The sequence below is a fragment of the Rhodothermales bacterium genome (assembly GCA_034439735.1).
In the GTDB taxonomy this organism is placed as follows: Bacteria; Bacteroidota; Rhodothermia; order Rhodothermales; family JAHQVL01; genus JAWKNW01.
Genome location: JAWXAX010000278.1, coordinates 1 through 23,744, shown reverse-complemented (window position 1 = coordinate 23,744; position 23,744 = coordinate 1). Strand labels below are relative to the sequence as shown.

The following is a 23,744-nucleotide window of genomic DNA, read 5'->3' as shown; positions in this document are numbered from 1 at the left end:
GGCTCGTGCCTGGCGGCGCATTTTTCAGTGTGATATGGCCATCGACCTCGACTCGAAACTCGACACCCAGCGGGGCATCCTTCAGGCGTACATCGACGAGGCCCAGCTCACGATTCCCGTGCTGCCGGCGGTCGCGATCGAGATGCTGCGGATGTACAAGGATCCCGACGCCAACGCGCGGGCCATGGCCGATCTCATCCAGAAAGATCAGAGCCTGGTCGGCAGCGTGGTCCGGGTGTGTAACTCGGCCGCGTACGGCGGGGTGCGGCCGATTACGTCGCTCCAGCTGGCCATCGCCCGGCTCGGTATCCGGTTGCTCGGCCGGATCGCGGTCTCGCACATCGTCCGCGGCAAGGTGTTCACGGCCCATGCCCACGAGCAGGAGATGGCGGCGATATGGAAGCATGCCCAGCTCGCGGCGCTGCTGGCGAGTGAACTGGCCGGCGTGTGCGGAATGGAAAGCGAAGAGGCATTCCTGTGTGGGCTCCTGCATTCGGTCGGCAAGCCCACCGTCTACCAGGCGATCGAAGACTTGAAAAGCCGGCGGGCGATCGACCTGACTATGGCGATGGAAATCGCCCTGGCCGAGGAATTTCACCGCCGCGTTGGATTCCTGGTGGCGGAGGCTTGGACGCTCCCGCTGGTCGTTCGCTGGAGCTGCCTGTATTTCGAAACTCCGGACGAGGCGCCGCCGGAAGCGACCCGCATCGTCGCCGTCGTCCATCTCGCTACCCGGCTCGCCCATGCCTTTCTGGACAACGAATCCCCCGGCGACCTCCTCGCGTCGCCGGCCCTCACCACCCTCGGCCTGACGCCGGGGCGATTCCAGGCGCTCATCGATGACGCCGAGACGTTTATTCAGAAGGCGGTAGATATGGGAAGGTGATGGGAAGGTAAAAGGTAAAAGTGAAAAGGTAAAAGTGAAAAGTGAAAAGTTTAATACTTCGGACAGTTTGTCAAGGACAGGGCTACAGTGAACGAATCAGGCCCCTCCTCGATCCAAGGAGGGGCCTGATCACCAGGGATAGCCCAAATGTGCGAAGATTCTCCACAGTTTTAACTTTTCACCTTAATACTTCGGACAGTTTAGGGTGTGTTGCCGCGTGAAAAATCAGGCCCCTCCTCGATCCGAGGAGGGGCGAGTTCTGACGTCGATTTATCGAAGTCAGAACGGGGAGGAGTAATGCCCGACGTCAACGTGGATCATTTTTTCACAACTCGACTTGAGAGCCGAGTTTGAAAAAATTAAGGCAGCGACTCGTGGGGCGTCTTTTGACCATCTGCCCGGGATCGCTTCGCTCCTCCCCATCCCGTCATCGCTTCGCGCCGACGGGATTTGCTCCTCCTCGAATCGAGGAGGGGCCTGGTAGTCAGGCACGTTCCCGCTACGAAAACTGTCCGGAGTATAAAAGTTTAAAGTGAAAATAAATAGATACGTTAATCTTTGATCTGAGTCCTGTAATCAATCTAAAAACAAACGGTCTGCCGGAAGGATCTGCCTTGGGACGCCGGGGCCCTGGATGTAGGCGCCGAGCCATCCGCCGCCACCGCCGTTGAACCACTCGACCCGCAGGGCGTGCCGGCCCGCCGTCAGTTCGATATCCCCCGAGCGCTCTAGAACGCCGTGGTCGCCGTCGTTATCCACCACCTCCCGGCCGTTCACGAACAGCTTGCTGCCGTCGTCGGAGCCCGTGGTGAAGGTATACACGCCCGGGGTGTCGATGGCGAGTTGGCTTTCGAAGACGACCACCACGTGCTGGGGGCGGGGGAGGGAGAGACCTTGGCTCGTGATTTCGTACGTAGTGCCTTCGGTGTCGGCCCTGCGCCGGCTCACGTCGGGCAACGAGCGGAGGTTGTCCACCGCATAGGCGCGAAAGCGAATGCCGTTGCCGCCGGCTACAGGATTCCGCAGCAGGCGAAAAAAGCCGGCCGCCCGCGCGCTCTTCTGGCGATCTCCTTCAAATACCGCCGCCTGGACGACCGTCGTTTTATCGACAGTGAAAGGCGCCTCGTAAATCGGGGACGCGGCTGTCGGTACGGACCCGTCGACGGTATATCGGAGGTCGCCGGCGCCATCGGGGTTTACGAGGCGTACGGTGGGCGTTTCGTCGATAAACAGGCCACCAGGAGGGTCATAGCCGCTCCGGGGGGGATGGATGATGGGGGTCGTGCGGGTGTGTTGGGCGGTGTAGAGGAGGGCCGGGACGGGGTTGCCCTCGAAGGCGCTCGACACGGGCCGGCCGGTCCACACATACGGCGGCTGCAGGCCCAGGGCGAAGGCGACCGTCGCGGCGTTGTCGATGGTGCCGACCGGCGCTTCGATGAGGAAACCCGGGCGGACGCCGCGGCCCAGCATCAGGAACGGAATCTCCAACTCCTCGGGCGTCTCGCCACCATGCCCCAGCCCGATGCCGCCGTGGTCGGACGAGACGATGACCAGGCTCGAGCCCAGCAGGCCGGCGTCCTCGAGGGCCGCGAGCACGACGCCGATGAGGGAGTCCGCCAGGGCGATGGAGGCATAGTAGGACGGGGTGCCGTGGCCGTCGGTGTGGCCGGCGTGGTCCACGTGGTCGAAATGCACAAACGTAAACGTCGGCTGTTTCTCGCGGATATACGCGGCCGCGAGCCGGGCCGTCTCGTGCTCGGAGTCCGGCGAGATGTCGTAGTCCACCGCGGCCTTCTCAAACAGCCGGCCGAACCCCGTCCAATGGTAGATGGCGCCGATCGCTGCGCCGGGGCGCTGGGTATGGACGAGGGAGAAAATGGTGGGGAAGATGGTTTCGTCGCCGTTGACCACGGGCGGCAGCGAATGTGCGTCCTTCTCCCAATCGTTCGACGTGATGCCGTGTAATTCGGGGCCGGCGCCGGAGATCATCGAGGCCCAGTTGGGGCTCGAGCTCGTGGGCAACACGCCGCGGGCGCGCAGGGTATAGGCGCCTTCGCGCATCATCCGATCCATGACCGGCGTTTCCGCCGCCCGGATTCCGTCCGGGCTCATGCCGTCGACACCGATGACGATCACGTGCTCGATGCCGTCGACGCGGGAAGGGGCGCCGGCAGGTGCGCAGCCGGCGAGCAGGCAGAAAAGTAGAAACGGTGTCGTTTTCATAGGGGATGAAAAGGTGGATACTACGTCAGGGGTTCGCCAAACTACGACATCGAGGGAAAGGGTGGATAATCATTTGATAAAGGCCGCCGTGGTTCGTGCCAGAAGGATCGATTGAAGCACTCTGCCGGGATCCTGCCCCGCCTGGGCAGGTACATGAACGACTTCCGGAAAGCCGATCGCATGCGCCTTAACGGCGCCACTCTCCTTAACCCGAAGACGATGAGCCCTTTCCGAACGTTGTCCTGGCTACACACCGTACCCTGCCCCCAGGCAGCCTGGATCGCTTTTTTTCATGCCCTGTCGGAACGCAGGCCGGCCCTGGCGCCGGCCTGATCTGCTCGTTCCGTTTCCGCTGGCGGCCCCCGGGTTGTCGCCGGCCTATCGGATATTCGTTCCCCTTCCAGCCTCCGTGAGGTATTATGCGATCCATCGATCTCGATCTGCCCCGCCGTCCGGTGCCGGCCTATATCAAGCCGTTCCACGAGTTCACCAAACTCGAAGCCGCGGGGGGTCTTCTTTTGCTCCTGTGCTCCGCCGTGGCGCTCATCTGGGCCAACTCGCCAGCGGCGCCCGGGTATTTCGCGTTGTGGGAGACATACCTGAATGTGAGTCTGGGCGGTTTTGTCATCAACAAACCGGTGCTGCTCTGGGTAAACGATGGCCTGATGGCGATCTTCTTTTTCCTGGTGGGGCTGGAAATCAAGCGGGAGTTGCTGGGCGGCGAGCTGGCTTCGCCGCGGCAGGCGGCGTTGCCTATGGCGGCGGCGCTGGGGGGGATGCTGGTGCCGGCGGGCATCTACGTGCTCCTGAACGTGGGCACGCCGTATATCGCCGGTTGGGGGATCCCGATGGCGACGGATATCGCCTTCGCCCTCGGCGTCCTGGCCTTGCTGGGCAAACGCGCGCCACTGTCGCTCAAGATTTTCCTTTCTGCCCTGGCGATCGTGGACGACCTGGGCGCCGTGCTCGTGATCGCCCTGTTTTATACGGCTGAAATATCGTTCGCTTACCTGGGCACGGGGCTGGCTCTGCTCGGTCTGTCGTGGCTCGCGAACCGGCTCGGAATCCGTCGCACGGCGGTGTATGTGGCGCTGGGGCTAGGGGTGTGGGTGATGTTCCTGAAATCGGGCGTACACGCCACGGTCGCCGGCGTGCTGCTGGCGCTCACGATTCCGGTCAACACTCGGGTGGATGTGTCGCTGTTCCTGGAAAAGGGGCGTATGATGATGGATCTGATCCGGGGCGGGGATACCCCGCCAAACGGCCAGGCATCGGGAGATCAGCGCGCTGCCATCCAGGGCCTTGAGGTGTTGTGCGAGGGCAGCGAGTCCCCCCTACAGCGTATGGAACGGGCGCTTCACGGATGGGTGGCGTTTGGGATCATGCCCATTTTTGCATTCGCAAATGCCGGTGTGGCGCTCGGCGGCGGCGGCCTTGGCCCGTTCGGCGACAATACGATCCTCATAGGGGTCGCCCTGGGCCTGATGCTCGGCAAGCCGATCGGCGTCTTTGCGTTTACCTGGGCGGCTGTCCGTACAGGCATCGCTATTTTACCCACGGGCCTCACGTGGCGTCACATCTTCGGGGTCGCGTGTATCGCCGGGATCGGCTTCACCATGGCGCTATTCATCGCGAACCTCGCGTTCACCGATTCGGCGATGCTGAACAGCGCTAAAATCGGCATCATGGGGGCGTCGCTGATCTCCGGGCTCCTCGGCTGGGGGATCCTCGCCGGCCTCAAACCCATCAAAGATGCGGAGTGACACAGGGCACGTTCCGCGTTCCGCGTGGATCGGAATCATCTCGGAACCCAGCACCCATAACCCTCCATGCGCCCAGTCCTCGCCACCGTCGAACTCGCCTTCCTGCAAGAGATCGTCCTGCTCTTTGCGCTGAGCCTGTTGCTCACCTATCTCTGTAGCCGGCTCAAGCTGATGCCGATCGTCGGTTTTTTGCTCGCCGGCGTGATCGTCGGGCCGAGCGCGTTGGGGCTGGTAGAGGACGAGGCGCTCATCGGGCAGTTGGCCGAGGTGGGGGTTATCCTGTTGCTGTTTACGATCGGCATCGAGTTCAGTCTGGAACGCCTCGAGCGGATCTCGCGGCTGGTATTCGGCGCCGGCGGAATGCAGGTCACCCTCAGCATCGTCGTCGTCACGGCCTTGCTGGCGGTGATCGGTGTGGACTGGCGGATGGGGCTTTTTACGGCCGGGCTCGTGGCCCTGAGCAGTACAACGATCGTGCTCACGGTGCTGGCGGATCGATCGGAGACGGGGACGCCGGCCGGCCAGTTCATGCTGGCGATCCTCATCTTCCAGGATCTGGCCATCATCGGGATGGTGCTCCTGATGCCTTTGCTGAGCGGAGAAGAGGGATCGATCGGGCAGATCTTGATCTCGCTGGGTAAGGCGGTGATTATCGTCGGTGGCGTGGTGATCGCCGCCCGCAAGGTGGTTCCGTGGGTGCTGGAGCGCGTGGCCGCCACGGGTCGCTCGGAAATGTTTGTGCTCACGGTCGCCCTCGTTTGCCTCGGCATCGCGTGGGTCACGAGTCTCGTCGGCGTGAGTCTGGCGCTGGGGGCTTTTCTGGCCGGCCTGGTCGTCAGCGAAAGCCGCTTCAGCACGTACGCGTTCAGCGAGATGTTGCCGTTTCGGACGATCTTTAACGCGATCTTCTTCATGTCCGTTGGCATGCTCTTGAACGTCACCTTTGTGTACGACAACCTGGGTCTCGTGCTGGCGGTGTCGGCCATCGTGTTCATCTTAAAAACCGGCATTACGACCCTCAGCGTGCGGCTACAAGGGTACCCGTTGCGGGTGGCGTTGCCGGTGGGCATCGGTCTGGCCCAGGTAGGGGAATTCTCGTTTGTGCTGGAACGCGCCGGCGCGGCGATCGGGCTCACGCCGGCGGGTCTGGGTGAGGCCGGGGGGCAGGTATTTATCGCTGTGACGGTCATCCTGATGCTGGCCACGCCGCTGCTCATGTACCTGGCCGACATCGTGCATAGCCGGCTGGCCCGGGCGGATCCGCACACGAGCGAGGGCATCGAGCCATCAATGGAGAAGGGCCTGGAGGACCACGTCATCGTCGTGGGGTATGGCCCCGGCGGGCAGCGCCTCGTTCGCGTCCTCCGCGACACCCGGCTGCCGTTTTCGGTGATCGAGATCAACGCGCAGCGGGCGCGCAAAGCGAAGGAGGACGGCGTCCCCGTCATCGTGGGCGATGCCGTGCGGTCGCACATCCTCGAACACGCTGGCATCCACACGGCCAAACTATGCGCGTTATTTATCGACGACAGCGTCGCCACTCGCCGCATCGTGGAGCTCGCCCGGCAGTTTAACCCCAGCATCCAGATCGTAGCCCGCACCCGCTACATGGCCGATGTCGACGTGCTGCAGCGCGCGGGCGCGGATGTCGTCGTTCCCGAAGAACTGGAGACGGCGATCCACATCTTCACCCATACCCTGAACGCCTACATGATCCCCGCTGAGGAGATCAACATGCAGGTCAACGCCATCCGATCCGGCAACTACGGGGTATTTCGCGGGAGCCTCAACGAGGCGCATATGATGGTGCTGCAGGGGCTGGATGAGGTGGGCCTTCACACCCGCGCCGTGGCCGTTCGGCCCGGGGCGCCCATCGCCGGTCAGCGTCTGGGCGAGATGAACCTGAGGCGAACCTACGGGTTGACCGTTCTTGCCGTACGTCGGGGCGACCGGACGATCGGCAATCCGGACGGCGACTTCGAGGTCCTGCCGGACGACCGTCTCGTGATGGTGGGCGCTGCTTCTCAGTTTGCCGCATGCGCCTTCCTCTTCCGGCCCGAGGCGCCTGCTCCACCGGTGGCGGCGGAGCCTGCTTTCGAACGAGAACCGTAGACTCTGCTCGTCGCCCTCTCTGCAACGACAGAAAACTGCTACTTCCGCCCAACCCACGATCCATCCTATGCGAGTCCTGTTTCGGTCCAGTCTGCTCCGTTGTCTGAGCAACATCCACTTCCTCGAGCACTTCTACGACTCGTTTGTCGCGTCCTCGCCAGATGTCAAACGGGCGTTTGCGCACACGGACATGGAGCGGCAGATGGCCATGCTGAACGCGTCCCTCTACCAGATGATGAATCTGCATGAAAAGCGGGACGACGCGGCGCACGCCCACATGGCCGCCCTGGGCGCGGCTCATGGAAAACACGGGTACGGGATCCCGCCGGCCCTCTACGATGCCTGGCTCGAAAGCCTGATGGTGGCCGTAAAAGGCTGTGACCCGAGATATGACGACGCGATCGACGCCGCCTGGCGCGAGGTGATGCGGGTGGGTATCGAGGTGATGAAAGCGAACTGGCACGTCGAGCCGGCGCGCCGAGCAGATGTGGACGCCGCGGAAGCCGTCGCTGCCGTCGAGGTACAGCGGATCGTCGACCGGCTCCTCGAACTCAGCAGCGAAGCGTCTGGTCGGTCGGACCATGAGCGGGATAGTGAGGCTACGGCGTTTCAGTTCGGCCAGTATCGCGCCTATCTCCACGCCAGCCAGGTCGTTCATGAACTCCTGACCAAAAAGTGACGCCTCTTCCGGGGAAAGGGCTTTCTTGAGCGCCACCGGCGGGGGTTCGGTTGTTCGTGTGGCTCGCGCCGCGTACCATGGACAACGCAGGATGCACTCAGGACCTGCGCACGGTCGCCCCGCGAGCGATGCGTCCGGCCAGCGGCACACCCACCCGATCTACCTGTCTCGATTCATGACCTATCAGCCTTTGACAAGGTTGATGAAGCGCCTTGTCTGCTTCATTATAGCCTTTTTGCCGGCTACCGGCGCCTTTGCCCAGGCCAGCCTCGAAGCCACCGTCTTTAATCTGATCACTAACCAGCCCCTCGTCGGCGTCGTCGTCCACCTCGAAAACCAGGACATCGGGTACGCCGAGGCGAAGACGAGCAACGCCCAGGGCAAGGTCTTTTTTGCGGGGCTGACGACGGCCGGCGTCTACGAGACCTTCGTCCGCCAGAGCACCGAATATAACGAGGCTCGCGCCGGCGACATCCGGCTCCGCTCCAACGAAAAACGGAGCGTGGTGCTGCTCGTCGGGCCGGTAAGGGAGGTCGAGCTGGACGAGCTGGTCGTGGAGGCCTCCGGCTTCGCGCAGCTCAATACGACGAGCGCCGAAGTGGCCTCCACACTCGCCGCACACGAGGTGGAGATGCTGCCCATCGAGGGGCGAGACATCACCCGCGCGCTGTTCCGTCTGCCCAACGTAACGCAGGCGACTGGCTTCTTCCCCGAGGCCCCGAATGTCAGCATCAACGGCGCGAATGCCCTCTACGTCAATTATATGATCGACGGGATGGACAACAACGAGAACTTCCTCGGCGGGCAGAAATTCCCGATCCCGGTCGGCAGCGTGCAGGATGTGACGGTGCTCACGAACAACTACTCGGTCGAATACGGCCGCACGGGCAACGGGGTGTTTAATGTCACCACAAAAAGCGGCGGCAATACGGTGACCGGCGAGGCCTTTTACGTGACGCGCCCCGGGCCGGCGCTCGACGCCAGCAGCCCCTACGCCCAGCGCGACCTCTCGGGCAACCAGGTGAAGGACGGCTTCCAGCGCCACCAGACCGGCTTCGCCGTTGGCGGGCCCATCACACGCGACGAGACGTTTTTCTTCGTCAACCTGGAGCAGACGTACGACATCAAGGACAATCTGCTCAACGTGCCGGCGCTCGGTGTTAACGAGACGGTCCAGGGACAGAATACCTTCACCCTGGCCTCGGCGCGGATCGACCAGATCTGGTCCAAGCGCTGGCGCTCCACCGTGCGCGCCAACCTCGGCGTCGTAGGCATCGAACGCCAGGGCGGTGGTCTGGAGGGCGGGACGGAGTTTCCCTCTACGGCCAATACGCAGGACCGCAACGCGGCGCTCGTCGGGGTGCAGAATACCTATCTCGGAGACCGCATCGTCTACGAAAGCAACGTCCTGTACAGCCGCTTCCGCTGGAACTACGCCGACCCCGAAGACGCGTCGTCTCCCCGCGTCGATGTTCTCGGGGCCAACGGACTCAGCCTCGCCGGCCTCGGCCATCCGGGCTATGTATTCGATGACATCGAAAACACGATCCAACTCCAGCAAAAACTCACCCTGTCCACCGGGCAGCATACGTTCAAGGTGGGTGGGGAGGTGATTACGTCGAACTTCGAACTCGCCGGCGGCGGCACGCCGGCCGGGTCCTACCGAGTGCAACTCAACGAGTCCCAGGAAGACGCGCTGCGTACCGCGGCGCTCGGGTCCACACTCGGCATCGATGATATCCCGTCGGATGTGCAGGTGCTCAGCTATAATGTCGAACTCCGCCCCATCCGCTTCGGCGCCCGGCAGACGACCTACGGGGTGTATCTCGAGGATCAGATTGCGGTCAACAGCCGGCTCAACCTGTCGGTGGGGCTCCGGTACGACTTCGACACGCTCTCGAAAGGCGGCGCCGACGAGGGGGACCTGAACAACGTCGCGCCGCGGGTCAACTTCAATTATTTGATCGACGACCGGAGCGTCGTCCGCGGCGGCTACGGCATCTTCTACGACAAGGTGCTCTACGCCGTCTACTCCGATGCCCTCCAGCAAAACTCGACCGCCGTCGGCTACCGCCAGCAGCTTCAGCAGCTAATCGACAGCGGGGTGCTCCCGGCAGACACCGACCTGGATCGCGTCACGTTTGACGGCAACGTCACCGTGGACGCCACCGCGCTCACCCCCGGCTACCTCCAGGGCCCCGGCCCCTTCGAATTGGCCGCCCGCCGCGATGAGGTGTTCAGCAACGAACTGCGCCTGCTGAACCCGAACGGGTTCGACAACCCCTACACGCACCAGTTCTCGCTCGGGTACCAGCGCCAGATCGCCAGTGATAAGCTGTTTTACGTGGATCTCGTCCACACCCGCTCGTACGATCTGTACCGGCTGCGGACGCTGAATCCGGCGGCGCCGTGGAATCCAGGGCCGTTGGGTGATTTAGTGTTCGATCCAGCCACGTACGTCCGCACCCCCGCCGAGGCCGACGCCACCCGCCCGATCGCCATCGTGGCCGGCGGGGCGCGCAATATCCTGATGTCCGAAGCCGGCGGCGAGTCGAAGTACTACGCGGCGTCGTTTAACCTGCTCAAGGATCGCCGCGACGACGCCTACTCCTACCGCTTCACCTACACCCTCTCCAACCTGCGCAACAACACCGAAGACATCAACTTCCGCGCGCAGGACGGGAACGACTTCGACGGCGAGTGGGGCCCCTCGATTAACGACCGGACGCACGTCGTCAGCGGGATCGTCTACTACTACCCCGCCCCGCGGGTCGCGGTGTCCGTCGCGGCGTTGGTCCAGAGCGGCCAGCCCATCAACCGCATCCCCGACGCGCTCATCTTTGGCACCACCGATCTCAACGGCGACGGCCGCTCGTTCGCCGACGCCTACCAGGGCAACAGCGACCGCCACCCCGGCGAAAGCCGCAACAGTGGCCGGCTGCCATGGGTGTCCACGTTCGACCTCGGAGCGCACTACCGCCTGCCGATCGCAGGCAAGACGGTGGAGATTCGTGCGGATATCTTCAACCTGTTTAACGCCGAAAACCTGAGCGGTTACTCGAACAACGCCACGCAGAGTAACCAGATTCAGCTGGGCGGCACCAACGAGATCATCCGCCGCAACGCCGCCCCGCCGCGCCAGTTTCAGTTCGGCGCGCGGGTGGTGTTTTGACGCTTCGCGCCGGGAAGTAGGTTAAATATTGAAAATTAAAGGGTTAGGGTAAATGTCAGCTTGAGACCTAGAGCCCAGCTGCGCGGGGCTTTCTTGTTGAGCATGAACGTGTTGTTAGATGGTAAAATCGCCAATCCCCATATCCCGAAGTCATCCCGAGCCTGTCGAGAGCCCCCCCCGCCTTCGCGGGGGCAGGCTCTCGACAGGCTCGGGATGACTCAATTATTTGGGGTTTCGATATCCTGCCCGGTTTTTCGAGTACATGTACGCAGCTGAGCTGTTTTACAGGAATTTACGACTAGCCTCGAATAGTGTGTTCATTAGCAACGCAGTGAAGGACGACGCTGTATTTTAGAACGCATCATCAATACCAAGCCGTTTTGTGAAACATCTTCTTCTCCTCATCCTTCTCCTCGCCGGCTGTGGGCCGTCTTCTTCCGGGGACGCGGGGATCGATGTGGCCACGGCGCCGTGGGAGGCCATCGAGGCGGAGGCGCGGGGGCAGCGGGTGAATCTGATGATGTGGATGGGTGATCCGTTCATCAACGAATACATGCGCGGCTACGTGGCGCCGGCGCTGATGGAGCGATACGGAATCGATCTCACTATCAGCTCCGGCCAGGGCAAGCAGGTGGTGTCGTTATTGATGACCGAGATCGAGGCCGGCAAGGCGATGAGCGACGTCGACATGGCCTGGATCAACGGAGAGACCTTTTACCAGCTCCGGCAGATCGATGCACTGTACGGGCCGTTTGTGGATCGCCTGCCGAACGCCCGGTACATCGATCTCGAAAACCCGTTCATCGGGAAGGATTTTCAACAGCCTGTGGAAGGGTTCGAGGCGCCCTGGGGCAACGTACAGTTTGCCCTCATCCACGACACCCTCCGCACACCCGAGCCGCCGCGCACACGCGAGGCGCTCGCCGCGTGGGTTCGCGCCCATCCCGGCAAGTTTACATTCGACATCGGGTTTGCCGGCATGACCTTCCTGAAGTCGCTGCTCATCGACATCGCTGGTGGGCCGGAGGTGCTGGCCGGGCCATTTGACGGACGGCTGTACGCCCGGTACGCCCCCGAATTGTGGCGGTATGTAAACGACATCGAGCCGTATCTGTGGATGAAGGGCGAGACCTACCCGGCCGGCCTGGCCCAGCTCCATCAGATGTTCGCTACGGGGGAGGTCGATTTCACCATGAGCAACAACGACGGGGAAGTCGACAACAAAGTGCTGCAGGGGCTTTTCCCGCCGACGGCCGCCGCCTTTGTACTGGAGGGCGGGACGATCCAGAATTCGCACTACCTGGGCATCGTGAAGACGGCCGAACATAAGGCCGGCGCGATGGTGGCGATCAATTTTATGCTCTCGCCCGAAGCGCAGCTCCAGAAGTACGACCCGGCCGTGTGGGGAGATGGGACGGTGTTGGCTATCGACCGGCTGCCGGCGGACTGGCAGGCGCGCTTCGCCTCCGTCCCGGGCCGCACACACGCGCCGCGCCGGGAGGTCATCCAGCCGTATGCGCTCCCCGAACTCGCCCCCGAATACATGATCCGGTTGTATGACGATTTCCGGAACGAAGTCCTTGCACGGTAACCGCAATAGCCTGGGCCGGCTGGGGCTGGCGCTGTTTCTGGCGCTGGCGATCCTGCCGATCCTCTTTAGCCTCGGATATGCGCTGGCGTACAGCACCGGGCTGGCCGGGTTGTTGAGCGACGGATTTACGTGGGCCTACTGGGCCAAATTGGGGCAGGGGAGCGAGATTTGGGCGTCGTTCGGGCTGAGCGTGTATGTCGCCGGCATCTCGGTGCTGCTGACCATCAGCCTCTCCCTCGTGCTGGCGCTGTATCTGCGCCGGCCGCTTGGCTACGGGGCGCTCTCATACATCATCTATTTCCCGCTCGCCCTGCCGGCGACCGTCGCGGCGTTTCTGGTTTTCCAGCTCTTCTCGGGGGCGGGGTACGTGTCGCGCATCCTCCTTCAGCTGGGGATGATCGACGCGGTGGGGCAGTTTCCCCCCCTCGTGAACGATGCGTACGGCGTGGGGATCATCATCGCCCACGTTGGGCTCGGGCTCCCATTTTTTATCCTCCTCTTTGTCGAGATCTATAACCGGGAAAAGCTGGGTGCCCTGGGAGGGCTCGCGCGGACGCTCGGCGCCGGGCGCTGGCAGATGCTCTATCGCGTCCACGTCCCGATCCTGCTCAACCAGTGCTTCGCGAACATCGTGCTGTTTTTTATCGCTGTGTTGGGGAGTTATGAGATCCCGCTCCTCCTCGGCCGGCAGAACCCGCAGATGATCTCGGTGCTGACGATGCGGAAGTACGCGATGTTCGACATCCAGCAGAAGCCCGAGGCGTTTCTCATCGCCCTGCTGTACACGGCGGTGGTCGTCGCCTTTGTCGTCCTCGCGTTCAGAAAAGGGGAGGTGCGGCATGAGTCATAAAGCGATCGGGCTCCGGCTGCGGCCGGCGGCGGCGGCGTTGCTCGCCGCGGTGTGCCTCTTTCCGTTTGTCTACCTGTTCGGGCTCTCGTTGGTGAGCGAGTGGTCGTTTCCGGCGGTGTGGCCCAGCGCACTCAGCCTGAACCTGTGGCGTCGCGTACTCGGGGGATCGAGCGCGCTTGGGAGTAGCTTCCTGCTTTCTCTCGGGGTGTCGAGTGTCGTGGCGGGGCTGTCGACGGTGGCCGGCTTCATCACCGGCAAGTTCATCGCCTACCATCCCCGCCGATCGTCGCTGCTCTTCCTCGCGTACGTCCCGTTTGTCATGTCGCCGGTTGTGCTCGGGACGTGCCTCATGTTCCTGTACATCAAGGCGGGGCTTACAGGCAACGTCGCCGGCGTGATGGTGGCGCAGACCATGTTCGCCTACGGCTTCAGCATCGTCTTTTTTAGCGCCTTCTGGAACGCGGAAGTCCGGGCCCTCGAGGACCTCGTCTATACGCTGGGCGGATCGACGCTCCAGGCGTACCGGCGCGTGCTCATCCCGGTGTCGCGCGGTGCGCTTTTAATCTGTTTTTTTCAGACCTTCCTGATCTCCTGGTTCCAGTACGGCCTGACGATCCTCATCGGCTCGGGTAAGGTTCAGACGCTCCCCGTCAAGGTCTACGAATATATCGGCGAGGCCAACGTCTACTACGCCGCCATCGCCAGTTGCCTGCTCGTCCTCCCCCCGGCCTTGTTGCTGTGGGCAAACAAGCGGTTCGTGTTTAAGCAAGTGTAAGCTCTCCTCCAGCACGTACTTTTCACTTTTCACTTTTCCCTTTTCCCTTTTGCCTTAAATCGTGTTTCTCGAAATCAACCAGCTCCACAAGTCGTACGGACGCGAAGCGGTGCTTCGTGGGCTGGATCTGTCGCTGGCGGGGCGGGAGACGCTCAGTGTGTTGGGGCGGTCGGGGTGTGGGAAGACGACCCTGTTAAAGGTGATCGCCGGCCTGGAGACGGCGGATGCGGGCGCGGTGCGTCTGGCGGATCGGGATGTGACGCGGGCCGAACCGCAGACGCGGAGCGCGGTGTACCTCTACCAGGAGCCGCTGTTGTTTCCGCACCTGAATGTCCGGGAGAACATCGCGTTCGGGCTTCGGCTGCGAAACGAGCCGGCCGGCGAGGTGCGGCGCCGTGTCGACGAAATGTTGGACGACCTGGAGCTCGCCTCCCACGCCCGCAAAATGCCCACCCAGCTCTCGGGCGGCCAGCGGCAACGGGTGGCGTTCGGACGGGCGATCATCATCCGGCCGGCCCTGCTGCTGCTCGACGAGCCGTTCGCCAGCCTCGATGTCGAGATCCGCGGCGCGATGCAGCAGGTGTTTAAACGCCTCGTGAAACGCTACGAGATCGCGGCAATTTTTGTCACGCACGACCTCAAGGAGGCCTTGCTCATGGGCGACCGGATTGCGTTCATGAAGGAAGGCCGGCTCCACGCCTACGAATCGAGAGACGCCTTCATCCGCGACCCGGATATCGGAGTGTTGGACGAAATCGCGTTCTGGAAAGGGTTGCTCGGGGATTAGCGAATAACGATCAAGGATTTTCACTTTTCACAATTCACTTTTTACTTTTCATTTTGCACTTTGCACTTCCAGCATCCGTCGCCGTCATCCTCGGTAGCGCCTTCCGGCTCGATGTGCTCGGGCCGGCGGAGCCGGTCGCGTTTGAAACCCCCTGGGGGCCGTGGACGCTGTACCGGGTGGAGCGGGCCGGCCGGCCGGCGTACGCTTCGTTCCGCCACGGTTACCCGCATCGGCTGCTCCCGAACCAGATCCCGTACCGCGCCCAGGCCCATGCCCTCCACCAGGCCGAGTGCGGCGCGCTGTTGGTGACGAGTTCGGTCGGGGTGATGGACGCCGGCCTGCCGCTGTACCATCCCCTGCTTCTGGGCGATCTCATCACGCTCGACAACCGCCTGCCCGACGGCAGCGCCTGTACCCTGTTTCCCGAGCCGTCAGCCGAACATGGCCATCTCGTCCTCAACGAAGGGCTGTTTTCGCGGGCGCTGACGGAGCAGACGGCCATGCTGGTGCGCACGGGAGGGGTCATTCCGGCGGATGACGTGGTCTTTGGCTACGTCGGCGGGCCGCGGACAAAGACGCCGGCCGAAAACCGGATGTGGCACCGCCTCGGGGCGCAGGTGAATTCCATGACGCTGGCGCCCGAGGTCATCCTGGCGAACGAGTTGGAAATCCCCTGCGCCGGCCTCGTGGTGGGACACAAGTACTCGGTTCCAGATGTCAACGCCCCGGAGGACGAGGAGGCCGTGGCGGCCACTCTCGACCGCTCGCGGCTCACGTTCGAACGAATCGTGCGGGCGTTTCTGTTTCACGCGATGCCCGTGGCGTTCGGCAACCACCTGTTCCGATTCTCCGACCCGGAGAACGAAGGATGACGGAGGAGGCGATACAGGAGGCCATCCGCCGGCTCCTACCCGCGACCAACTGGATCGGAAGCCCCCGGCGCCTGTCCGGGGGGCTGATCAACGAGGTGTGGCGCGTGCCGGCCTCCCCCGAGCCGCTCATCGTCAAATACGCCCCGCCCTATATCGCTACCTCTCCCTCGATCCCCCTCGATCCCCACCGCCTCGTCATCGAAAGCCGTTGCCTGGCGTTATTCGGTGAACGTGGCCCGCTCGCGGCGGTGGCAACACACACTGTACGGCCACCGGTTCCGCGGGCGGTGGACGAGCTGGCGCACATCCTTGTCATGGAAGACGTGGGCGATGCGCCGCATCTGGGCGCCTGGTTGGAGACGGCTACCGACGAGGCGGCGGGGGAGGTTGGTGCGCAGCTGGGCGTCTTCATCGGCCGGCTGCACGCCGCCAGCACCGGGGACTTCGCTCTTTCCAGGGCGATTGACAACCGAGCCATCCAGGAAACCCGTCTCGCCGTCCAGTACCGCGCCATCGGCGGCCTCCTCGCGCACCTCGGTGTTCCGGATGCGGCGAAGCTGGGACGGGAGGCCGAGGCACTTGGGGAGCGGCTGCTCCGGCCCGGGAGCTGCCTCATCATGGGCGACCTCTGGCCGCCGTCCGTCCTTGTGACGCCGGCCGGCCTGCGGGTGATCGACTGGGAGTTCGCGCACTACGGCAACCCCGCGCAGGATGTCGGCCATCTGGCGGCTCATCTGTGGATGATCGGGCATCGGCTGGAGGCGCCGGCCGCGCCTGCGTTTTGGAGCGCATGGCTGGCCGCCTACGCCGTGGCCGTGCGTCCCGCGAAAACAAGCCTATGGGACGATCAGGCGCGCCGCGACGCTGCCGTGCATGCCGGTTGCGAGATCCTCGTCCGCGTCGCTGGTGCTTTTCGGGCGGGATATCTGTATGATGGACACACGGCAGACGATGCCGTCGTCTATGACGCCGTCGCCCACTCCGTCGCGTTGCTTAGGGGGGCTCCGGGGGGGTGTATCGATCATCGACTATAAACCCATCGATCCACTATTCATGCGTACGTATCCTTCGAAGCGCGACGGGTGGCTGCTGGCCGTCATCGGAGTAGCCGGCCTGGTTGCCCTGTCCGGCGTCGCCACCATCTTCAATGCCCCTACTCCGATCGGTCTCAAGGCGGTCTTCACCGTCATCATCCTGGGTAGTGCCGGCCTGGTCGGCTGGCTCCTTGTGGCGACAGGGTATGAAGTATCCAATACTACGCTCACCGTCCGCTCGGGCCCTTTCACCTGGGTGGTCGCCCTGGATGACATCGAGGAGATCTACCCCTCCCGAAACCCCCTCTCTTCGCCAGCGCTTTCGCTGGATCGCATCGCTATCCGGAGTAGAGGGAGCCGCTTGCCGCTGTTGATCTCGCCGGCCGATCGAGAGGAGTTTCTGGTGGATCTCGCACGGCGCTCCCCCGGTCTCGTGAAGGATGGGTCCCGGTACAGACGGGTGGGGGAGTAAAGCGTGTTGGATGGTTGATGCTGCGGAATGTCCAAAGCCAGACCCATCGCTAATCGTTAATCACGAATTGCTACTCAGGGGCGTCAATCCGCACCACCCCTCCGTCTTGAAACGCCTTCGTTGCCGCGAGGGCGATACGGGTAGCGGCCAGACCGTCCTGCACCGTGATCCCAGGCCGGCGCTCCTCGCGAATGCAGGCGGCGAACTCCACGAGTTCGTTGCGGTAGGCGTCGCCGAAGCGGTCGATGAAGTGCTGGTCGCACGTCTTCCGGACGCCGCCGGCATCCAGGATTTCGACGCGGTTCCGGGCCGGCACGGCGTTGATACGCAGCGCAGCCTTTGTGCCGATGATCTCGGTCTCGACATTGTAGCCGTGCGGGGCCGTGCGGCCGGCGAAGAAAAACGCCATGGCGCCGTTCTCGAACGGCATCAGCGCCGCCACATTGTCGCCGTCGCCATACCGGGCGAATGCTTCGTAGGCATAACAGCCGCCTGTCGCATACACTTCGCGCGGCTCGCTCTTCAGCAACCAGCGGGCGAGGTCAATGTCGTGTATGGCCATGTCGAGGAACTGGCCGGCACTGTGGGGGGCGTATGTGAGCGCGCCCTCGATGGCCGAGAGGGGGTCCACGCTGTAGCCCCGGAAGAGGATGGGCCGGCCGATGGCGCCGGCGTCGATCTGCTGTTTCGCAAAGAGATACGAGGGATCGTAGCGCCGCATGAACCCGAGCAAGAACACCCGGTGCGGGTGTCGGGCGACAGCCGCGGCCGCGCGCTCGCAGTCTGCCATGGTGGTGGCGAGGGGTTTCTCACAAAAAACGTGTAGCCCGGCCTCGAGTGCGGCCTCTATCTGGCCGGCGTGTAAACCGGATGGGGTGGTGAGAACGACGGCATCGAGCGGGCACCGCGCCAGCATCTCCCCGTAATTCATAAAGCCGGCGGGGTTGCCGAGCGCCTTCCGCGCCTCCTCTACCTCGTCCAGCACGACGCTGCAAACAGCCGCCAGCTCGACACCCGGGATCCGGAACGCCAGATTCTCGGCATGAAGCCGCCCAAGCCGGCCCAGTCCGACGGCCGCGATGCGTATGGGCACGGGTGTGGGAGCATGGGTGTGTGGGAGTATGGGTGTTACGCCACTCATTTTACCTTTTGCCCTTTACGTTTTGCCTTAAAGGTACCGTCTCTGCATCTTCTTCGCCTCCACATACCCCCGGGGATGTATCGCGCCACTCATTTTACCTTTTGCCCTTTACGTTTTGCCTTAAAGGTACCGTCTCTGCATCTTCTTCGCCTCCACATACCCCTGATGCGCCAGGCGGGCGGATTCGGTGGTTGAGACCTCCGCGATGGGCACTTCCCACCATCCATATCCCGGTACCCCCTGGTGGATGTCGGTCTCGACGTAAATGACGACCGTCCGGTCAATGGTTTTGGCCTCGACAAGCGCCGAACGCACGTCCTCGATGGTGACGCAGCGGAAGACATAGGCGCCGAGGCTCTGGGCGTTGGCGGCCAGGTCCAGGGGGAGGGGAGCGCCGGTAAACGCCTTTTGCTCGTCGTCCCGAAACCGGTACTGGGTGCCGAAGCGGTCGGCTCCGACGGCTTCGGAGAGCCCGCCGATGCTGGCGTAGCCGTGGTTGTTGAGCAGGAGGATGGTCAGCTTATACCCTTCTTGAATCGACGTGACGATTTCGGACGACATCATCAGGTAGCTCCCGTCGCCGCACATGACGTACACCTCACGGCTCGGGTCCGCCATCTTGACCCCCAGCCCGCCGGCGATTTCGTAGCCCATGGTCGAGTAGCCGTATTCCATGTGGTACCCCTTGGCGTCGCGTGTGCGCCAGAGCTTGTGCAGGTCGCCCGGCATGCTGCCGGCGGCGCAGAGCACCACATCTTTTGGGTCGGAGAACTCATTCACCGCTCCGATCACCTCGCCCTGGCTGACGGGCACGCCGTGGCCTAGTGTGTAAATGCGCTGCACCGCCGCGTCCCACGATTGGTTGAAGCCGGCCGCCTGCTGGCGATAGGCGTGGGAAACCTCGTAGTCGTCCAGCAACGCGTCCAGCTCCTCTAGGACGGCGCGTGCGTCGCCGGTGAGCGGGAGGGCGCCGTGTTTGAAGGCGTCGAATTCGGCGATGTTGATGTTGATGAAGCGGACACCGTCGCGTTGCCAGGCCGACTTCGACTCCGTCGTGAAGTCGCTGTACCGGGTCCCGATCCCGATCACGAGGTCAGCCTCCCGTGAAACCGCCACGGCGCCGGGCGTGCCCGTCGCGCCGACCGCCCCCAGGGCCGTCGGGTCGTCGTAACGCATGACGCCCTTGCCGGCCTGCGTCTCCGCGACCGGGATGCCCGTGCGCCCGGAAAACCGGCGTACGGTTTCGGCGGCCTCGCTGTACAATACGCCGCCGCCGGCGACGATCATTGGGTGCTTCGACGCGCGGATCCATTCGACGGCTTTGCGGACGAGACCGACATCCGGCCGGGGCCGCGGCACGGTCCAGATCTTTCTCTCAAAAAAGGCGTCGGGAAAATCGAAGGCGTCGGCCTGGACGTCCTGCGGCAGGCAGATGGTGACGGCGCCGGTCTCGGCCGGCGACGTGAGCACCCGCATCGCCTCGGGCAGCGAGGCGATGAGCTGCTCGGGCCGGTTGATGCGATCCCAGTAGCGCGACACGGGGCGGAAGGCGTCGTTTACACCGATGTCTTGCGTGAAGGGGGTTTCGAGTTGTTGGAGGACCGGCGCCACGTGCCGGCGGGCGAAGATGTCGCCGGGGAGCAGCAGCACCGGCAGGCGGTTGATCGTCGCCAGCGCGGCGCCCGTGATCATGTTCGTCGCCCCGGGCCCAATCGAGGTCGTGCAAGCAAACGTCCCGAGCCGGTTTTTCATCTTCGCGTAGGCGACGGCCGTGTGGACCATCGCCTGCTCGTTCCGGAACTGGTAAAATTGGAACCCATGCCCCTGGTGGAGCGCTTGCCCCAGGCCGGCCACGTTGCCGTGCCCGAAGATGCCAAAGCATCCCCCGAAGAAGCGATGTTCATGGCCGTCGCGGACGACGTACTGGTGTTTGAGGTACTCGATGACGGCCTGTGCGACCGTGAGCCGGCGGGTAGACATGAGGATGTGGTGGTCTTTGTTCTGGGCCCCGGGGTCCGGGTACCGGGGCGGTCGGTAGCGCTACAACTCTTTGAAAGCGTCCAAAAATCCCATATTGGCCTCTTCGCCCTTCTGTTTGACGGCGATGATGGGGATGGTTGAATCGTGCAACAGGCGCTCGGTGACACTGCCTAGCATGACGGCCGCGCTGTTGCTACGGCCTCGGGCCCCCATGAGGATGAGGTCTGCCCTTTCCCGTTCAGCGACTTCCGGAATGCGGCTCGAGGCCTTTTCGCTGGGCTCGAACAAGGCGATGAGCGAAAGCCCCTGGAGGTCGAGATCGGCGATGAACTGCCGATATTTTTCCTCCGCGTGGCTGCGCATGATGGCCGCAAACTCCTCGTACGTCTTCCCGATCTTGTAGTACCCTACCGGCACGCTGTAGACGTGTAGGCAGACGAGCTCGGAATGGCCGGCCGCCGCCGCGATCGCAATCGCCTTGGTAAGCGCGTCGCGGGAGTGCTCGGAGAAATCGAGCGGCACCAGGATGCGCTTGATGCGCGCCGGGGCGCCTTCCGGAACAGTCAACACGGAGCACGGCGCGCGGCGCGCCATCTTTTCCGGTGTGGATCCGCCCTCGCGGCCCCGCCGGCGCGAGCCTACGATAACAAGGTCGATATCCTTCAGCTTCGTCCAGCGGAGCAGCGTCTCCGCCGTCGGACCTTCGCCGACGAGGTAGTGCACGTCGGTGTTCGCCGGCCGTTCCCCGAAGTGGGCGCCCACACAGTAGCGAAGCTGTTCTTCGATGGTCTCGTCGAGGGGACGCAACGCTTCAGGGTAGGCCTCGCGGACAGAGTCCGGTATGTCCAGGGTTTCCGCGACGTGGGCGACATAGACGGCATTCGGCATACCCAGCCGGCCGAGCATGCCGGCGTATCGAAGGGTGGTCTCGTCCTGGTCGCTGAGCAGGTTCAGGGCAATGAGGACGCGATTGTACTTGTACATGGCGCTACGCAGACTTAGCCTTCGGTTTCGACGGGTGGCGGCACGAGAAGCACCGGACATGCCGCGTCTCGTGCGATGGCCATTGCCGTACTCCCCAGGAGCGCTCGGATAAGGCCCTTGCGCCCGTGGGTGCCCACGACAAGCAAGTCGATCTGGTTTGTCGCGGCCCACTGGAGTATAGGTTTTACGGGCTCGTTTTCCCAACGGACTTCCGTCCGCGCGTCCAGATTTTGCGAGGTTCCGAGTACTTCCCGGGCGCCGGCCAGGGCCTGTTCGATGCCGGGACGCACAACGGTTTGCTCTATCCCGGGGTTGTCGATGTGCTCGACCGACCAACCGACGTAGATAAGTTGGAACGCCGGCGTGGCGAGCGTCGCCACGTCCGGGCCTGCGCAGCGCATCGCCCAGCGCGCGGCCTCCGCGACGATCTGCGGAGACATCGATGAGAGGTCGATGGCGGCTCCGATGCGTTCGGGAGGGTGTACGACCAGCCCGCGGAGCAGCAGGCACGGGATGGAGGCGGTACGAATGATACGCTCGGCGGTTGTGCCCAACAGCCGAGCCGAGGCGGCCGTGCCGCTGTGAGGGCCGAGCACGATGTGGGTCGCGCCGACCTTCTTTGCATGATTCAGAACGAGCTGATAGGTCGCCTCGGGTCCGGTCAGTACCTCGATACTGGCCGGCGGAGTTCGACGCGATATACAGTGCTTGGCCTGTTTCTGGAGCTTTTGGAGGCGTTCGGACGCCTCGACCATGCCGTACAGCTGCACGGACTCTGCCTGCTCAAGCAGATTGACCGAGCGACTCAGCCAGCCCCGGGGCTCGATCACGTGACAGAGGTGGAGTTCGGCGCAGGCGCGTTCGGCGAAAACGGAAGCCGCCTGCACGATGCCCTCCGAGGCGTCGCGCAAATCGGAGGCTACCAGGAAAACAGGGTGGGTTGGTTGAAGCATGTCGTTCAGGGAGCGAGTGGGTTCACGGATGCACCGCCGGCGAGGTCCGGGCGGCGCGACGTTTCTGGCGCCAGGCGCGGTTCATATCCCCGGAGAATACCCGCCAACAGAATAATGCCGGCCGCTGAAACAGTCCCGCAACGGAGCCCCTATTCGCGTGTAGGGCGGCACCCTACACGACGAATTACCCATCGACACCCACTCGACCGGTCAGTCAGCCCTCGGCGCGGTTCATCGCGGCCGTCACGAGCGGCAGCCGGGGGTCCTGGCCCTTCCACGTCCCGTAAATCCAAGCGTGGTCCGGGTCGTCCGTGTTGGCGAGTGACTGGTCGCTGCCGGTCAGGAAGTTCAGGTAGTAGACGGTGTACCCGTGGCCGGCCACCACGGGGTGATAGCCGCGTGGGACCATCACGACGTCGTTGTTGTGGGCGCGCACGATCTCGTCCAGCGAGCGGTCGGCCGTGTACACCTGCTGGATCGCGAACCCCTGGGGGCGATCGATCTTGTAGAAATACGTCTCCTCCAGCCGGGCCTCCTTCAGCGTCCCGTCCGGGTTGATGGTGCGGATGTCGTGTTTGTGGGCTGGAAACGAGCTCCAGTTGCCGGAAGGGGTGTAGACCTCGACACAGACGAGCCGGTGGCAGTCGAAGCCGGGAGGCAGCAGGCTGTTGATCTGCCGGTTGGCGTTGTCGCCGCCGCGCAGCTCGATGGCGGCTTCTTCCGGGCGTTTGAAACAGGCCGGCCGGTCCTGGTCCGTCGCGCACCAGCCGCACGCGATGTCCAGCGTATCACTTTCGGCGGTCAGGACGAAGTTCGTGCGCCGGGGCAAATAGAGCGTATGGGCGATGCCGCTAAAGACATCCTTGCGGCCGTGTTCGGTGCGCCACGTACCGTGGGTGGAGCTCACCGAGAAGTTGCCTCCAAGTAGCACGATGGCGTATTCGTTCTCGCCGGTGTCGCCGGCCCAGGTCTCGTCGCGGCGGAGGAGGCGGGCTTCGAAATTCAGGAATTCCCAGCCGGCTTCTTCACGGGTGATGCGCTGGTACCAGCCAGCGCCGGCGGACGGTTTGCGGAGCAGAGGAGAGTCATGCATGGTGTTTCTTACGGACGCCAAACGCGCGGTGGGAGGCGCCGAGCAGTTCGAATCGGTTTTTCATCAATGTGACATACGCATCCATGTACTGCCGGCCGGGGATGACGAGGTCGATCTGGTCCGGACGGTCGCGGAAGAACTCACGGTAGGTTCGGGCCCATAGCAGCTGCGTGTCGGTGGCGAAATTGACCTTGCAGATGCCGCGTTCGATGGCGCGGATGAGTTCGTCCGGGTCGACCCCCCGGGCGCCGGGCAGCAGCCGTCCTCCGGGGCCGTTGATCCGGTCGATCTCCAACTGGTTCACCGTAGAGGCTCCGTGGAGCACAAGTGGGAACCGGGGCAGCCGCGCCCCGATGGCCTCGAGGATGTCGAACTGG

At 63.4% G+C, this 23,744-nt stretch carries 19 protein-coding genes; 12 read left to right on the top strand and 7 right to left on the bottom strand.

Annotated elements, in window-relative coordinates; genetic code table 11:
* Positions 1-34: 34 nt before the first annotated feature.
* On the top strand, positions 35-886 hold the full coding sequence (locus tag SH809_19425) for an HDOD domain-containing protein (protein MDZ4701891.1): 852 nt from the start codon (positions 35-37) through the stop codon (positions 884-886).
* Positions 887-1,462: 576 nt separating this feature from the next.
* Here SH809_19425 and SH809_19420 read toward each other — a convergent pair.
* Entirely contained in the window at positions 1,463-3,109 is a 1,647-nt protein-coding gene (locus SH809_19420) for an alkaline phosphatase family protein (protein MDZ4701890.1), read from the bottom strand.
* A 419-nt stretch (positions 3,110-3,528) separates the two neighbouring features.
* Here SH809_19420 and nhaA point away from each other — a divergent pair, with 419 nt between their 5' ends.
* From nhaA to SH809_19365, 11 genes are all read left to right on the top strand, one after another.
* Entirely contained in the window at positions 3,529-4,872 is a 1,344-nt protein-coding gene (gene nhaA / locus SH809_19415; protein ID MDZ4701889.1) for a Na+/H+ antiporter NhaA, read from the top strand.
* Between the two features lie 66 nt (positions 4,873-4,938).
* Positions 4,939-6,984, top strand: a complete 2,046-nt coding sequence (locus tag SH809_19410) for a cation:proton antiporter (GenBank protein MDZ4701888.1) — start codon at positions 4,939-4,941, stop codon at positions 6,982-6,984.
* A 67-nt stretch (positions 6,985-7,051) separates the two neighbouring features.
* Positions 7,052-7,663, top strand: a complete 612-nt coding sequence (locus SH809_19405; GenBank protein ID MDZ4701887.1) for a globin domain-containing protein — start codon at positions 7,052-7,054, stop codon at positions 7,661-7,663.
* A 202-nt stretch (positions 7,664-7,865) separates the two neighbouring features.
* Positions 7,866-10,835 (top strand): TonB-dependent receptor, encoded by a 2,970-nt coding sequence (locus SH809_19400; GenBank protein ID MDZ4701886.1) that lies wholly within the window; start codon positions 7,866-7,868, stop codon positions 10,833-10,835.
* A gap of 382 nt (positions 10,836-11,217) precedes the next feature.
* Entirely contained in the window at positions 11,218-12,426 is a 1,209-nt protein-coding gene (locus tag SH809_19395) for an ABC transporter substrate-binding protein (protein MDZ4701885.1), read from the top strand.
* The gene (locus SH809_19390; protein ID MDZ4701884.1) at positions 12,392-13,276 is read left to right on the top strand and encodes a hypothetical protein; all 885 of its coding nucleotides are present in this window, start codon (positions 12,392-12,394) and stop codon (positions 13,274-13,276) included. Before SH809_19395 ends, SH809_19390 begins: the two co-directional genes overlap by 35 nt.
* Entirely contained in the window at positions 13,266-14,051 is a 786-nt protein-coding gene (locus SH809_19385; GenBank protein MDZ4701883.1) for a hypothetical protein, read from the top strand. Before SH809_19390 ends, SH809_19385 begins: the two co-directional genes overlap by 11 nt.
* Positions 14,052-14,112: 61 nt before the next feature.
* Positions 14,113-14,838 (top strand): ABC transporter ATP-binding protein, encoded by a 726-nt coding sequence (locus tag SH809_19380; GenBank protein ID MDZ4701882.1) that lies wholly within the window; start codon positions 14,113-14,115, stop codon positions 14,836-14,838.
* Positions 14,839-14,891: 53 nt separating this feature from the next.
* Positions 14,892-15,710, top strand: a complete 819-nt coding sequence (locus SH809_19375; GenBank protein MDZ4701881.1) for a 5'-methylthioadenosine phosphorylase — start codon at positions 14,892-14,894, stop codon at positions 15,708-15,710.
* Positions 15,707-16,744 carry an aminoglycoside phosphotransferase family protein gene (locus SH809_19370; GenBank protein MDZ4701880.1) on the top strand — a complete coding sequence of 346 codons (1,038 nt, stop codon included), beginning with the start codon at positions 15,707-15,709 and terminating at the stop codon, positions 16,742-16,744. Before SH809_19375 ends, SH809_19370 begins: the two co-directional genes overlap by 4 nt.
* Before the next feature lie 19 nt (positions 16,745-16,763).
* Positions 16,764-17,216 carry a PH domain-containing protein gene (locus SH809_19365; protein ID MDZ4701879.1) on the top strand — a complete coding sequence of 151 codons (453 nt, stop codon included), beginning with the start codon at positions 16,764-16,766 and terminating at the stop codon, positions 17,214-17,216.
* Between the two features lie 70 nt (positions 17,217-17,286).
* Here the strand turns inward: SH809_19365 and SH809_19360 are convergent, their stop codons facing one another.
* The 6 genes from SH809_19360 to SH809_19335 form a co-directional block, all read right to left on the bottom strand.
* Positions 17,287-18,309 carry a Gfo/Idh/MocA family oxidoreductase gene (locus SH809_19360; protein MDZ4701878.1) on the bottom strand — a complete coding sequence of 341 codons (1,023 nt, stop codon included), beginning with the start codon at positions 18,307-18,309 and terminating at the stop codon, positions 17,287-17,289.
* Between the two features lie 168 nt (positions 18,310-18,477).
* A complete protein-coding gene (gene iolD / locus SH809_19355) occupies positions 18,478-20,337 on the bottom strand; it encodes a 3D-(3,5/4)-trihydroxycyclohexane-1,2-dione acylhydrolase (decyclizing) (GenBank protein ID MDZ4701877.1) in 1,860 nt (619 codons plus the stop codon).
* Between the two features lie 60 nt (positions 20,338-20,397).
* Positions 20,398-21,321, bottom strand: coding sequence for a universal stress protein (locus tag SH809_19350; protein ID MDZ4701876.1), 924 nt, complete (start codon positions 21,319-21,321; stop codon positions 20,398-20,400).
* A 14-nt stretch (positions 21,322-21,335) separates the two neighbouring features.
* The gene (locus SH809_19345; GenBank protein MDZ4701875.1) at positions 21,336-22,274 is read right to left on the bottom strand and encodes a universal stress protein; all 939 of its coding nucleotides are present in this window, start codon (positions 22,272-22,274) and stop codon (positions 21,336-21,338) included.
* A gap of 214 nt (positions 22,275-22,488) precedes the next feature.
* Positions 22,489-23,367 carry a 5-deoxy-glucuronate isomerase gene (gene iolB / locus SH809_19340; protein ID MDZ4701874.1) on the bottom strand — a complete coding sequence of 293 codons (879 nt, stop codon included), beginning with the start codon at positions 23,365-23,367 and terminating at the stop codon, positions 22,489-22,491.
* Positions 23,360-23,744: class II fructose-bisphosphate aldolase (locus SH809_19335; GenBank protein MDZ4701873.1), on the bottom strand; the 385-nt coding region annotated here is incomplete at its 5' end. The genes iolB and SH809_19335, both read right to left, overlap by 8 nt.